This window comes from Clostridium sp. OM05-5BH (assembly GCF_003481505.1).
Classification (GTDB): Bacteria; Bacillota; Clostridia; order Lachnospirales; family Lachnospiraceae; genus Otoolea; species Otoolea fessa.
The window spans coordinates 121,455-136,311 of sequence record NZ_QULJ01000001.1 but is presented as its reverse complement, the minus strand read 5'-3'; the positions used below and the strand labels follow the sequence as shown (position 1 = coordinate 136,311).

General features: G+C 43.0%; 10 protein-coding genes. 1 reads left to right on the top strand and 9 read right to left on the bottom strand.

Annotated elements, in window-relative coordinates:
• Window positions 1–196: 196 nt before the first annotated feature.
• The 9 genes from DXB70_RS00630 to DXB70_RS00590 all read right to left on the bottom strand — a co-directional run bounded on the left by DXB70_RS00630 (window position 197) and on the right by DXB70_RS00590 (window position 9,828).
• Window positions 197–2,473 (bottom strand): glycosyltransferase, encoded by a 2,277-nt coding sequence (locus tag DXB70_RS00630; RefSeq protein WP_279221329.1) that lies wholly within the window; start codon window positions 2,471–2,473, stop codon window positions 197–199.
• A 97-nt stretch (window positions 2,474–2,570) separates the two neighbouring features.
• Window positions 2,571–4,445 (bottom strand): DUF4422 domain-containing protein, encoded by a 1,875-nt coding sequence (locus DXB70_RS00625; RefSeq protein ID WP_118672489.1) that lies wholly within the window; start codon window positions 4,443–4,445, stop codon window positions 2,571–2,573.
• Window positions 4,446–4,486: 41 nt separating this feature from the next.
• Window positions 4,487–5,248 carry an ABC transporter ATP-binding protein gene (locus tag DXB70_RS00620; RefSeq protein WP_118471628.1) on the bottom strand — a complete coding sequence of 254 codons (762 nt, stop codon included), beginning with the start codon at window positions 5,246–5,248 and terminating at the stop codon, window positions 4,487–4,489.
• Between the two features lie 9 nt (window positions 5,249–5,257).
• A complete protein-coding gene (locus tag DXB70_RS00615; protein ID WP_118672488.1) occupies window positions 5,258–6,046 on the bottom strand; it encodes an ABC transporter permease in 789 nt (262 codons plus the stop codon).
• A gap of 27 nt (window positions 6,047–6,073) precedes the next feature.
• On the bottom strand, window positions 6,074–7,024 hold the full coding sequence (locus DXB70_RS00610; RefSeq protein WP_118471632.1) for a DUF4422 domain-containing protein: 951 nt from the start codon (window positions 7,022–7,024) through the stop codon (window positions 6,074–6,076).
• 3 nt (window positions 7,025–7,027) lie between these two features.
• Window positions 7,028–8,389 carry an exopolysaccharide biosynthesis polyprenyl glycosylphosphotransferase gene (locus DXB70_RS00605; protein ID WP_118471634.1) on the bottom strand — a complete coding sequence of 454 codons (1,362 nt, stop codon included), beginning with the start codon at window positions 8,387–8,389 and terminating at the stop codon, window positions 7,028–7,030.
• A gap of 82 nt (window positions 8,390–8,471) precedes the next feature.
• Window positions 8,472–8,984, bottom strand: coding sequence for a transcription termination/antitermination NusG family protein (locus DXB70_RS00600; protein WP_118471636.1), 513 nt, complete (start codon window positions 8,982–8,984; stop codon window positions 8,472–8,474).
• A 357-nt stretch (window positions 8,985–9,341) separates the two neighbouring features.
• Entirely contained in the window at window positions 9,342–9,530 is a 189-nt protein-coding gene (locus DXB70_RS00595) for a hypothetical protein (protein ID WP_117796560.1), read from the bottom strand.
• The gene (locus tag DXB70_RS00590; RefSeq protein WP_243099865.1) at window positions 9,520–9,828 is read right to left on the bottom strand and encodes a type II toxin-antitoxin system HicB family antitoxin; all 309 of its coding nucleotides are present in this window, start codon (window positions 9,826–9,828) and stop codon (window positions 9,520–9,522) included. Before DXB70_RS00590 ends, DXB70_RS00595 begins: the two co-directional genes overlap by 11 nt.
• Before the next feature lie 113 nt (window positions 9,829–9,941).
• Between DXB70_RS00590 and DXB70_RS14065 the strand changes: the two genes are divergently transcribed.
• Window positions 9,942–14,705: a hypothetical protein gene (locus tag DXB70_RS14065; RefSeq protein WP_182448395.1), complete on the top strand. Its 4,764-nt coding sequence runs from the start codon at window positions 9,942–9,944 to the stop codon at window positions 14,703–14,705.
• Window positions 14,706–14,857: the final 152 nt, after the last annotated feature.

Sequence of the window (14,857 nt, the reverse complement as noted above, 5' to 3'; positions counted from 1 at the left end):
CTTCCCTCAATTTGTCAGAAAAATGGCATAAAATTCCTGTGACTGGTTCTGAGAAATTATTAGGCTGTCAAGGTTCGTTAACAGTTGCTATTCCAGCTGTATTTTCAGCTTACCTATCGCAAAAAGGGTATCATAGAACTCTTCTTTGTACGGGCAGCTACTAACAGCTTGAATGTGATATATCTTGCCGAATGAACTACTTTTGCAGCAATCCCACTTTTCTTAATACTCTCTTTATAATTCCCTTGATTGTCCCATTTTCAAGCCGTTTGATTCTTTCCTCATGCCATTTTTGAATCTCCCATTGATGGTTAATCGACTTTTCATGGCGTTCCAAAATTTCTCTGTCTTGATTAATAATATTTTTTATATTATCATTTAAATCTTCTTTATAATAATGGGAACTCTCTGCATGATTCTCTTCGTGCTCCATTAAGACTTCTGTGTATATTTCATCTGCCAACATTCCTAACTTTCTCAAGCATTCAGATTTTTCTTCTCTCTGCTTCAATAATGTTTCATCTTGAATAAGCCTTTGAAATTCATTTTCGAAGTATTGAACCATTTCCTTTATCGTAAATTTCTGTTCAATTCGGTTTCTGCAATTCAAAGATAATTCCTTCCATTTTTCTTCATCGGATAAAATCTCTACAATCGCATCTGTATATGCGTTTATTTCTTTATCAGAAAAATCTCTTGAATCAAAATGCTTATCCTCATCCAGCATAAATGGAATTAATTTTCCTACCGAACTATCTATTAGATCTTTTTGGCCTCCTACGTCTGCACTAACTACTGGGACTCCCATTGCACAGGACTCATATGCTGTTAACGCTAATCCTTCTTTAATACTGCATATAAGCGTAACTTTGGTATCTTTATAATACGGTCGTACTTCATTTTTAGAGCCTAAAAAATAAACCGTATTATCTAACTCCATTGTTTTTGTAGCTGATATTAATTCTTCTTTTTGTGATCCATCACCAATAACTACAAATGCAACATTTTTAATTTTCTTTTGCACCTGTTTCGCTATTTTTAACATTAAAAATGGACGTTTTTGTGGATGAAGGCGACAGATAAATAGTACAATCGGACGTTTTTCAGAAATACCTAATTCCTCATATAATATGCCTGAACGCACCTTACTTGCATCAAATTGCACTTCATCAATTCCAATATGTACTGTTTCTACAGATTCTGGATTTCGGTGAAACTGTTGAATCATAACATCTCTCGTTACACTATTGCAAACATATGTTTTTTCAACAATTTCCCCCATAATCGCGCTACTTCTGGCATGTCCGCCATTTCTCCAATACCATTCCTCCATATGAACATAATCCACAATTGCTAAATGCGGAAAGTTTTTACGAATCCATGGCAGTAAATAATATCCCTCGGTTGAATTACTCGCAAATAATATATCTATTTCTCTACTTTTAATAAAATAATCAATAAATTCCGGATAATCATTAGGAGATAAAAAATTTGGCAAATTAAAGATTTCAGGCGTTACTTCTCTGAATCTCTGCAACCAATCATTATCTCTTTCCAATGTCGTTATAATACTAACCTCAAATTTGCTCTTATCTAATCTAGTTATCAAATCTAAATTAAATTTATCGGCTCCTCCCATCACTAGCCACGGAAGTACAAATAATACATGAATCTTCTTATGTTCTTTATAAATACTTTCTACATCTTTAGATTCATTTATATTAGCAAATTCTTCATATGTAGTAATCGGATAGATGATCGGATCTTTCGGATTAATCACGAATGCGGCTTGTTCAGAAATAATCTTCTTATTTCTTTCCTTCTTTTGATTATCCGTATGAATAGATGCCATTCTTCCACTATTAAGAATTCTGTACCAATGTAAATATTCATTACGCAACTGCACGCATGAATAGCCTTTAGCCATCAATTTTAACCAAAAATGCCAATCCTCATCAAACGCTTCTTCTTTTATCGTATACCCCCCAACACTAAGTGCATCCTGTTTACGAATCAATGCAGAAACACTTAATGTATTCTGTGTTTTCATTCCTTCTGGATCAAATCTTACATCCCATAAATATTCTTTTTCTTGAAAACCCGTAGATGCCGTAAATGACCAACTTTTTTTAGGGTTCTTCATCAATGCCCAATAATTATATTCCAAACTCGTTGGCTCTTCTAAATCATCTGCATCTAATATGTAGACATATTCTGTCGTTGCTGCATTGATACCGTTATTTCGTGCCGCACTTGGTCCCATGTTATTTTGATGCAAAATCTTTATTCTAGGATCTTTTGACGCTAACTTTTCTAATAAGCGCAACGAACTGTCATCCGTAGAACCGTCATCCACAATAATCCACTCAAACCATGGAAATGTCTGATTCATCACACAGTTGTATGTCTGTTCAAAATAAGCTCCGGCATTATAAAAAGCTGTAATAATAGAGATTAACGGTTTTTGATCCATTTTCAATGGTCGTTCCCATAAATTTAATCCTGGCTGTTTTGTATAATCAAATTTCATTTTCATACTCTCTCCTAATCATCATTATTCTATGAGCATATCACTTTATAATTCTTTTAACCCACTCTCTCCTCCGACTCCCAATCGGCAGCACCTTATTGGCAATCTTCCGGATGCCCGCGTTCTGCTCCATCCTTGCGATTCTTGACAGTTCCGCTTCTCTCTCATCCATCAGGCATCGTTTCGTTTTTCTCAGGATCATCGGATAATACGGCGACAGCTTCGCATACTCCCAGAAATATTCCGCAAAATCACAGTCCACCACATCCCAAGGTTTCTGGTATCCAGCGAAATGGATCAGATACGGGCGTTTTCTCGCCTGTGTGTATGCTTCATAGAGCTGTCTCGGCGCCATCTTGAGAATATCCATACGGCTGCGTCCAATCTCCTGCCAGTCCATCAGCGTGTTCCACTGCTGTGGCAGGTAAGTTACTTTGTTTTTGCACACGATGTTCAGGATATCCTGATCGTGACAGCGATAGGAATGGGTCAGTGCCATCTGAATCATATCTTCTGAACTCATCGTCCTGCGGAGTCCGTCCAGATCAAGAATCAGGACACCTGCCTGGAAATAGTCATACGGGCTATCCAGACCCAATATCTCGGTCGCATAGGTCTGCCAGTTGTTCTGGTTCAGATTCAGCTGTCCTGCCACATCGATGTCTTTTGCTGCCCCGATCACAGCTCCGTTCAGGTCGAAATCATACAGTTCTGCTACGTCATGATCGGCTACCATATCACAGTCCAGGTAGAGAATCTTGTGATAATTCGGCATGATTTCCGGGATGATCAGGCGGTAATATGTCTCTACGGACAAGTGCTGATCGACAAATAATTTGCCCGCATCGAAGTATTCACATACTCGGATGAAACGAATCGATATATTCTGTTTGTCCCTAGCTGCCATGGAAATCAGATGCTGATTTTTCTCAGAAATGTCGTTGTACAGAATAATGATGTCATACTCTCTCTCCGGTGAGGCATTCACAATCACCGAGCGGATCATGATGTCAAGATACGGTGAAAATTTATCGTTGGCAGACAGCACGATCGGCACGCCTGCCGGATAAACCGGCTCCAGAACCGCTTTCGGCGCTGTCTCTTTGAACAGGGTTTTCGGCAATTCTCCCGCCCGGATTCCCGGCTGGGTTTTCAGCCACTCATAGTAGATGCCGCAAAGGCGTTCTGCCAGATATCCCATCACCCGGTATTCTTCCACGCTGTACCAGGTACTGTCGATCCGCTTTTCTGTCTCAAAAAGGATGTCAAAGAGCCATGCACAGTAGTCTTTATAGATCTCTTTTTTCATGATGAACATATTGCACTCATGGGCGTTTTCGGACTGCATATACGAATCTGCTGTCTGTGCAAACGCCGGATATTTTTCTTTCAAAATCTGCAGGGTAATGTCGAGATCTTTCCGGTGCTGGAAAGGAACCATGCCATATTCATGGTATACATCCATCGTTTTTCCTTCTGTCTTAATGCGCGGATACCGGCGTCCGCGGACGCTGATCACGTCATATTTTGTGATCAGATCGCGCATAATCTCCGGCTGAAGTTTCATTTCCTCGATCGCTTCTTCTGAGATGCGGTCATAGGCAATATTCCCCCATCCATCGTCTTTGTTCAGAGACGGATCAAATGCCAGATAGCGGCGGTAATGGAAAAATCCATAGTAATCCGCCTCTTCGTTTTTCCATGCCCAATACTGTGCCGTCAGCTCACAGTATGTCTTATTCCGTTCGGAAATATTGTCTCCCTCATCGTCATGCAGCATCCCCGGAAGTTTTTTTCCGGAGAGTGCCGTTCCTACCTGAATCGGGTATAAATATGGGTTTTCCGGCACATAGGCCGGTTTGTGGCAGACCACGTAGATCCGGATATCCGGGTTCTGTCCTGCTTGTTTTTCCATGTATATTACATTCCTTTCATCTACAGCATTTTGCGGGATTTTTATGCGTTTTCCGGCAGATTCAGGCTTTCCATATAAGCATCGCAGACGCTCTCTGCCTCGCCCTGCATAACCACATTTCCCTTGTTCAGCCAGATTGCATGGTCGCAGAGCTGACGCACGGTTGCCATCGTATGGGAGACAAAGAGAAGTGTCGTTCCATTTTCCAGCATATGATGCATGCGCTCCTGGCATTTTTCCTGGAATGCCGCATCTCCGACGGCCAGCACCTCATCGACGATCAGGATCTCCGGCTGCACGATCGTGGCGATAGCAAATCCCAGACGGGCTGCCATACCGGAGGAGTAGTTCTTGATCGGCATATTCATGAAGTCTTTGAGTTCTGCAAATTCGACGATCTCATCGTAGTGTGCATCCATGAATTCTTTGCTGTAACCGAGAACGGCGCCATTCAGATAGATGTTTTCCGTCGCCGTCAGTTCGCCGTCGAATCCGGCGCCCAGCTCGATCAAGGGTGCGATACTTCCCTTTACCTCTACCGTGCCCCGGTACGGCTTCAGGATGCCGCAGATCAGTTTTAACAGGGTTGATTTTCCGGAACCATTGGTTCCGATGAGGCCCCATGCTTCCCCGCGTTTTACTTCAAAATTGATATCTTTCAGAGCCATGAATTCCTGAAACATGAGCTCCCGTTTGATTAGTTTTACAAAATATTCTTTTAAGTTATCGATGCGCTCGGAAGCCATATTGAAACGGACCGCCGCATTGGTTACTTTTATGATTGTATCTTTGTCCGATGCCATTTCTGCCTCCTAGATATATAAGATAAATTTATCCTGCGTCTTTAAGAACGCGCCCACTCCGACCAGAAGTGCGATACCTGCTGCCACGAATCCGGCGATGATCAGATACGAATCTGGCATCCGGCATTCCAGAACGATCTGTCTGAACTGCGTGATATAGAAGTACATCGGATTCAGGGTCATAACCAGTTTCTGCAGTGCCTCCGGAAGCAGGGTGATCGGATAAAATAATGGGGTCAGGTACATCCATGCGGTCAGTACTGCATTGTAAATATGCTGGATATCACGGAAGAATACACATCCCTGTGCTAACAGCATTCCCAGTCCCAGGCAGAACAGATATTCCTGCAAAAGAATCACCGGAATGAACAGGAAGAATACATTCGGGACTACCCGGCACACGATAAATACGATAATAAGTGCCCCCAGAGCAAATATCATATTTACAAAGGAACTTGTGATTTTGGAGACGGTAAATACATATTTCGGTACATACGTCTTTTTAAGCAGGGACGCATTTCCAATGATGGAAAAAATCGCCTGTGTGGTTGATTCACTCATAAAGTTATAAAGGGTCTGTCCGATAATCAGGTATACCGGGAAATTGGTAATATCCGACCGGAACATATTGGAAAATACGATTACCATGATAACCATAACCATCAGCGGATTCAAAATACTCCAAAGGTATCCAAGAAAACTTCTGCGGTATTTCAGCTTAATGTCTTTTGTGACAAGCTGCTGCATCAGAAAGCGGTATTTATAAAATCCGCCCAATCGCCTTAAGAACAAATTCATATGTTTTTCCTTTCTCTCTTCTCGCTTTTATCTCAAAAAAAGCCCGCGCAACAGAACCCGTCTCAGGCTTCCTGCCGGAAACAAACGGTTTAATCTGCGCATGTCTATTTTAATTTTGATTTTTGTCGGTTTTAGCCTGAATTCCCGTATATTGGATGTGCTTTCCTCCTTTCCCGGTTCGGTATGATAGAATTTCAGATAGGGAAGTTCCGCACACTTCGCCCCCCTGTTTCTCTGATATAAGTAAAAGATGCCGAACAGGCGCTCCGCCAGATACCCAATCAGTCTCGGCTCCTGTTTCTGCCTGTCTGCTTCTTTTCTCTCTGCTTCAAAGGCGCTTAAAAGCGTAAAAAGCCATTCCATGTATTTCTGGAACAGCTCTTTTTTCATGATATACATATTCATATAATAGATTTCTTTGGAATGCATATATGCGTCCGCCGCATCTGCATATTCCGGATAAATCCGTTTTAAAAGTGCCAGCATCTGATCCAGATTGTTTCCATCATGATACTGACAGTATTGCCGGTAAACCGTTGTATTGATTCGTTCGCGATACACGGTCAGAAGATCGTATTGTTCGATCTGGCGGCACATCCAGTCTTCCTCGATCCAATATGGCGTCAGATCTTCCCATACGGAATCTAATTCTATATATGGGATATGACGTTTTCCTATTATTTTCCCTTTCGCAGTCACCGGGCTTAGGTTGCGAAAGGTCAGATAACGGCGATAATGGAAAAATCCGTAATAATCGCAATCCAAATGTTTCCACGCCCAGTACTGGGCTGTCAGTTCGCAATAATCTGGATTTTTTTCGGATATATTATCGCCCTCATTGTCATGGTATGTCATTCCTTCCAGCCGCCGGTCTGTCAGAGCCGTTCCCACCTGCATCGGATAAAAAAGGGGATTTTTCGGCACATATGTTGGCTTATGACAGGCAATCAAAATGCGTATATCTGCTTGTTTTTCCATGTTTTATTTTCCGTTTGTCGGCTCCTGTTCTTCTTTTACCCCTTCCGTACTCTCTTTCATCAGCATGATCTTCGGCGTCATGATAATCAGCTTCAGATCTTCCAGGACGGAATAGTTCCGTATGTACGTCAAATCCAGCTTCAGCTTGTCATAAGGGGTTGTGTTGTATTTTCCATATACCTGGGCATAACCGGTCAGTCCGGCTTTGACCTGCAGGCGGAAGGAAAATTCTGGAATCTCTTTTTCCAGCTCTGCCGCCAGCTCCGGGCGCTCCGGACGCGGACCCACGATGGACATATCGCCTTTCAGAATATTGTAAATCTGCGGCAGCTCGTCCAGGCGGGTTGCACGAAGGAGGCGGCCAATCGGCAGGATTCTCGGATCGTCCTCGCTTGCCAGCCGTGCCTTTCCATCTGCTTCCGCGTTCTGCACCATGGTACGAAATTTATATATCTGGAATTTCTTTCCGTTTTTTGTAAGGCGCGTCTGCTGGTAAATCACCGGACCGCCGTCGGTCATCTTAATACAGATTCCTACAATCAAAAAAATCGGAATCGTGATAACGATTCCGATGAGTGATCCGACGATGTCGATGATCCGTTTCATAATTTCCTGCTCAATCTGCAGTCCCTGATTATTCCGCGATAAAAGCAGCGGCGAATCAAACAGATTTAGTTCCACCGAACTGCGAAGTAAAATATCCGATATTTTCGGGACGCTGTATGTCCGGATATTCTGGCCGAAACAATATTTGATGATATAGTTTCGCTCATGCGCCGGTATATCTCCGACAATCACACTGTCGTATTTGGCGATCTCCGCTTTGATGCGTTCCGGTTCTTCGTGGTAGCTGACAATCTGGCTGATTATGTATTTATCTTCCCGCGCATTCATTTTTTCAATCAAATGATAATCTGAGTGATCGCCGGAGATCAGCAGCAGCTCTCTCGGCGGGAACATGCCCCGGTACAGCCAGAGAAATGTCATCGTCCACGCGAGGATGATGACAACCGCCCCTATCAGATTGACCACCAGTGGCGCCGGTGCCGTGAATTTCTTATCCTGCACGCTGATCTGGAAATACGTAATGATATTGGTGACTACCACCGCCAGTATCTGCGAGTAGATCAGATTGCCCCGTTTCAGGAGCGCTATCTTAAATCCGCCGTACAGCTGCATAAAGAAAATAAGCAGGAGTCCATAGATGAATATCATCATCCAGTTACCCCTGCGGAAGAACGGCGCCCAGATAATCTTGTTGTACCAATTGATCCAGATGACGCCATAGAGTCCTGTCAGAAGCGCAACCAATATCAGGGCAAATCCCAGCTTGATCAGGCGCTTGTATTGCTCAAATTGATTCATGCTTTTGTGTTTTGGTTCCTTCCTTTTTATTTAATTTTATAATTTAGGGTTCTATTTTTACAGTCTGTCCCTTCTCTTTATCTTACTTATCTTCCGGCAGACAGATTCCCAGTTCTATCCTGCGCTTTTCTCCCAGAAGCTCAACCTCCACCGTCACGATCCGCTTACGGATGCGCTTGCGTACAATCTTGTCCAGGAAGAAGGATAATGGTCCCTGGGCGGTTAGGATGTTGCCGTCTTCGTCAAGGGTAACAAAGGAGCGGCGGACAAGACATTCATCCAACTCCATCATCTGGCAGAGCAGTTTCTTCTCTTCCTCCCGGATCGCCCAGAATTCACAGTCCGTCCGCAGGAGTTTGGAAAGCTTCGGGACCCGCTTTAACGCCAGAAAGAATTCCTCCGGCGTGTCGGTGTCCGCGATAACATAGGATGGAAAGAGCGGTTTCTGGTGTTCCAAAAGTTCCCCGGCATTGCGCCAGACGCATTCCTGCTCAATCACAAAACAGGCGCGGTACCCATTTCCTTTCAAAACGCGTTCGATGCATTCTGTCAGCTCCTGTTCCCTGCCTGTCTGTGTCTGGATCACATACCACATATCGCACTCTCCTTTGCATTTTCTCTGCTTTCAGGTGCACAATGGGTATGCTTCGCCATCCCGGAGCCGCCTTCTGGCTGCCCGGATTCGATCTCGATCCATCCTATGTTCCATCTTTCATCTGACCATGACATTGATCACAGGCAGCTTACTCCATGTGCTTTTGATTCTTATTCTGCGCCTCTTAACGCGCTTTCATGCGTCCGCATCCGGCACGCCCTGATTTTAGAGGATTTGTGCCTATGCGAAGTCTAGTTTATTATACTACGGTTTGTGGGGGGATTCAATAGAAGTTTGTGGGAAGGAATGTTTAGGAAATTCTTAAATTTAAGATAAAAGCGGAGTTTTCACCCCGCTTTATCTACAGTCTTTGCACCAGGACTGGTTTCTAATTTGACCATTTCCCATTTTACGGAAACCAAATTCGCTGATTGGTTTTGGCTTATTACAATTCGGACAAATACGTACAGGCTCACTTCCATTGTATCCACTTGATTGAATTATTGGTCTATCAACATTAATATTATTTTTCTTATTAGCCGCCATTACAATACTCCTTTTCAACACATAAACTTCTTTTTATATCTTTATTTATATCATTTGCTCTGCCATACGATAAATAAACAGCAATTGCTTTTTCTACCGCTTTATTTAAAGAATCGCCATCTTCTAACGCTTTAAAAGCCAGTTTTTTATGTAATTCTGGCTTAATCCTGACATTAAAAGTGCCTTTATATTCCCTTTCCGGTTCCTTTCCAACTTCACTGCAAAATATAAGGTAATCGTCAACTGCACAATGAAATTCTTTTTCTACATCCGCAATATTACTTGTTTGAAAATCCACATAATCATTGATTCCTTCAATAACTCCATCAAATCTCCGCTTTTCCCATTTCCCTTTCCCTCTCCCCTATGCTACAATACCCTTATCACACCACCCAAAGGAGGCTCTCACCCATGATCCCACAAACATCCGTCAACTGGACCGCATTTAACTACAAATACTCCACCAATCCCCAACACGCCTTCGAATCCCTCACATACTACCTCTTCTGCCATGAGTTCCAGCAGCCCTACGGTATTTTCCGCTACTTCAACCAGCCCCATATTGAGACAAATCCCATTCATGTGGGCGATCGCTATATTGGTTTCCAGTCGAAATACTATGCGGACAGTGTTACCATGTCTTCCAAAGAACAGGAACTGATCGACGCTGTCAAGGGAGCCGCACAGAGATATCCGGGTATTACAACACTCTATTTCTATATCAGCCGTGAATTTTCTCCCAGTTCTAAAAAGGACGATATCATGCCCTCCTATCAGAAAAAAGTGGAAGCGGTCGCTGAAGAGCTTGGCACTGAACTTGTCTGGCGGGTTCCCAGCAATCTGGAAGCGCAGCTGATGCAGGATAAGCAGCTTACCATTTGCCGCAATGTGTTTTTTCAGGTGGACTCTGCCGTACAGACCTGCTGTGAAAATCTTGAAAAACACAAAAAAGAAATATTTGATCATATTCACACCAGTGTAAGATACAAAGAAAACGATATTACGCTGGAACATACACAGCTGAACCTTAGATCGTTTCTAAACTCAGCTATGTCCGTTTTGCTCATTGACGGAGCTGCCGGTTCCGGAAAATCGGCTCTGGTAAAACAGCTTACAAATGAACTTACAGGTGACTGCGCGTTCCTTGCCTTTAAAAGCACCGATCTGGATGTGAATGATATACTAAATTTTTTGACGCGTTATGGCGAATTAAATTTGGATGAAGTGATCGATGTATACAAAATGGCTGTCACACGTGTGCTCTATATCGATGCAGCCGAAAAGTTTTTTATTTGTGAATATCAGGAAACGTTTGAGGATATCCTGAACCGCTTTATAGCCGCTGGATGGAAAATCATTTTGACACTCCGAACCGCGTACCGGGATTCTTTTCAAAACTCTCTATTACACGGCAGCAAGGTTCAGACCTACCAGGTCGAACCAATTAACCTAGATAAGCTGTCCACTCTATCCCATACCTATGGTTTTCAGCTGCCACAGGATAAGCGGTTACTGGATCTGCTCTGTGCGCCTTTCTATCTGGGCTTATATCTGGCTCTGGAAAACCTTGAGGATGAATCGATGCGTTCTTTGAACCGTGAGGCATTTGAGGAAAAGATCTGGAATGATATCATCCGTAACAACCGGAAGCGGAGGGACAATCTGCCAACCAGAAGGGAAACGGCTCTTATTTCTTTGACCACGAAAATGCTTCAAAATGAGATTTATTATTATGAGATTCTCGCAGAGGATGATTCCGAGGCACTTTCTGAGCTGGAGAAAAGTGGTGTGCTGTTCCAGAGCGACGATGCCAGAAGATATTTGCACAGCCATGATGTATTTGAAGAGTTGGTTGTCGGTCATATTTTTACTGAACGCTACCGTCATGATACCCTGAATGAGCAGTTTTTTGCCGATTTCCACCCTTCTCTCCGCATCCGAAAGCTATTTCGCGGATGGCTGGCTGATTTTGCCGCTGTTCCAACCCAGCAGGAGCTTATTTTCCACCTTCTCGACTGCGAACAGGTAGAGCGGATATGGAAAGATGAGATTCTCTTAACGGTTATCAGCACGGAATCTTTAAAAGAAGTTTATCAAAAGCTGACACAAAAGATGGCTGCAAACAACTATGAGCTGTTACGAAAACTTGCCATTTTAATCAACACCTGCTGCCGCGCCGCAGAGAACTGGGAGCAATACTGGAGTACTGGAAATCTGATTCCGTTTCGCCTTTCCAAGCCATCCGGCTATGCCTGGCAGGCTTTGTTTGCATTTTTGCTGGAGCAAAAAGAGACTATTCTTTGGGATGAAAGCCTGATCTCCATCATCATCGAGGTACTGGATTCCTGGACCAAACACCTCGCTCATGCCAAATCAGAAAACACCCGCATGGCCGGAGAAATCGGGGTATTTTTGTTTCAAAAAATAGCCAACGACAAGGATCTGCGTTATACCTTTGAAAAAGGGCAGGTAGAAAAGCTGCAGGATGTATTGGTAAATTCTGCATGGATGATTCAGGAACCCTTAAAATCTCTTTTTCAAATGGTAATAGATGAAAAAACAGGCGATGAAAATCATCCTCCTCTTCCCCGTATGTATACGGACCTGGCAAAATGTGCTGTATCGGATATTTATCATTATGGAATGGTTCCAGCTGCAATGCCTGAAATCGCGCTTCATCTGATGGCAAAATTGTGGGTTCGCTCCAATATGACTCTTCGTACCCATTACGCCCATCCTGATGTTGAAGAAGATTTCGGTTTAAATCCTCATCTGGACTTTTGGTATCAAACCGCAAGCGCTTATGCAACACCAATTATCCCATTGCTGCAAGCCGAACAAAATCTTGTAACTGATTGGTTAATTGATTTTTGCAATCAAGCTGGTAATTCCTACGCACATTCATCTTTAAATGAGGATTATGGGGAATGTACAAACATTACTATTTATGTAAACAATATACCTGTAGAACAAATTGCATCTGACCGACTCTGGAAGATGTACCGCGGAACTTCGGTTGGTCCAAATCTTCTGATTAGTCTCTTGATGGGATTTGAAAAATGGCTTCTTACGGTTATCGAGCATTCAGAAACTCATATTGTTGTTAATTATTGCCGCTATATCCTGCAAAAGTCCTGCAATGTTATGTTAACTTCCGTGATCGTCAGCGCCGCAGAAGCTTATCCAGATAAACTATTTGAGATTGTCTGCGAGCTTCTTCGCACAAAAGAGCTGTTTCATCTGGATTCACATCGGTTTACCGCCGAATCCTCAGCTTCCTTTTTGTTGTCCGGAAAAGATCTTCTTGAAAAAGAACGGCTGGAGAGTAACCGCCTTCCCTTCAGAAAAAAGCGGCTGGAAGAGGTTATTTTATCGTATCAAACAAACGCCAGCGGTCTATCAAAAGAAGCCTTCGAATTGCGGAAGCAAACGCTGTATCAGGCGATTGACCGAGCGGCTGCCGATATCGATACCTGGTCATCCAATGACAAATTTGCCTATTACCGGATGGATTTACGGCGTTATCAGGAAATTGTTGATGTTCGGGAAAATGAGCACGGGCAGACACTCTGTACGGTTCTCCCTGATTTTACAGAAGACATGAAAGCATTAAGCCAGAAGAGCGCCGCCGCCTATGAACCTCATCTGAAATATATGGATTTACAGTTATGGAGCGATTATAAATTCCACCATGATGTTAAATTCCGGGAATATAAAAAGTATGAGAATGTCCGCACCATTTGCTCAGAGCTGAACGAAATCTGGGCATATATGGACCCTGAAGTTCGCAATGAGGAACTCTCTTCCGACGATATATCTGTGATCGTGCACCGCTTTACCGCGATCGCATCTTACACCAGTGCTGTTTTACTTCGGGATTTTAAGGAAACATTGTCACATGAAGATCGGACATTATGCGAATGTATCATTTTCTCTATTGCTGATTTATTTGCACACGCTTCTCACTTTGAAATCGTTCAGGCTGAAAATGGAATCGATGCGATTGCCGTTGGACTGGTTCTTTTAAGCAATGAAGATAATATAAACGCCATAAATGACGAAAATCCTCTGTGCCTGCTTCTTAAATTGGCACTGAATGACTGGAGTTACAACAGCCGTATCGTGAACGGAATCGCGTCAACCATCTGGGTGCACAGCCAGAATGCTGCATGGCATTTCCTGTATCTGTTTTCACTCCTCGCCGATTCTTATGAAGACGCGCTTTTGAAAAATGAGTCATTTTCCAGCGATGACTTTTTCAAGCGGAATGAGGATGTGATTGCCCGTGCGCTTGCGAAAGACTCAGTTGATATAACCGACTTTGATTTTTCCAAGCTCCAGAATATAACAATTTTCACGCTTCTTTCCTTGATCTCTCCCCAAGCAGCAGAGGCATTTAAATTCGCGGATGCAACGAAAGATCTTGTCATGGAACTTGTTTTTACAGATAACAGGGATTTGCGCGCCGAACGCAGGGAACTTTCTGGATATACAATAAACTATGTTTCCTGGCTGGCAGATATTCTGCTCCATTGTGAGCAGGCAGAACAGGCAGGTCTGATCAATGCATTTTTCCAATATGCAGATTTGGCTCGAAATGATAACCCAGAATATCTGCTCACTGAACTTATCCGGATGCAGGATATCAGTGGGAAGACAGATACTTTCTGGAATGTATGGGAATTACTGAAACCTCACTTTCTTGCATTAAGCAGCAAACCACAGGTTTCTTTTGCTGACCGCCATCCTTATGGACTGGACAAAGTGATTATCAGCTATTTATTTGGCAATTCTCCCTGGAGATCCGGCGTTCACCGATGCGCTTTCCTTCCAGAAGAAAAAGCGGCTTTCTTTGACGATTTTATCGACAAATCAGGAAGTCTCAAAGCCCTGTTCTATGCGATTTCCCGGCTGCTCTATACCGTTGGGCAGGAACCTTACATTGAAAACGGAATCAACTGGATGTATAAACTAGTCACGCGTGATCCTGACTGCCGGTTACCGCTTTATCAGCAAACCTTATATTATATGGAAGAGTACGTCGGTCTCTTTGTATCACGCCATCACATGAATTTCAGAAATGATGTAAAACTGGCTTTGAAGACTCAGATGGTGCTGGAGTATATGGTAAATCGAGGATCGAAGATTGCTTTTTTCTTGCGGGAGTTGATTTAAAATAAAGGGTACAAAGGCAAAATTCTACATTTACTTAGAAATACATATCGGACTGATAGCGAACTCAGTTGACATTACAGAACATAAGTTCTATAATTAGCTTGTTAGCATTTACAAATTACAGATTTATAAATATTACCTCGGAGGCCAAT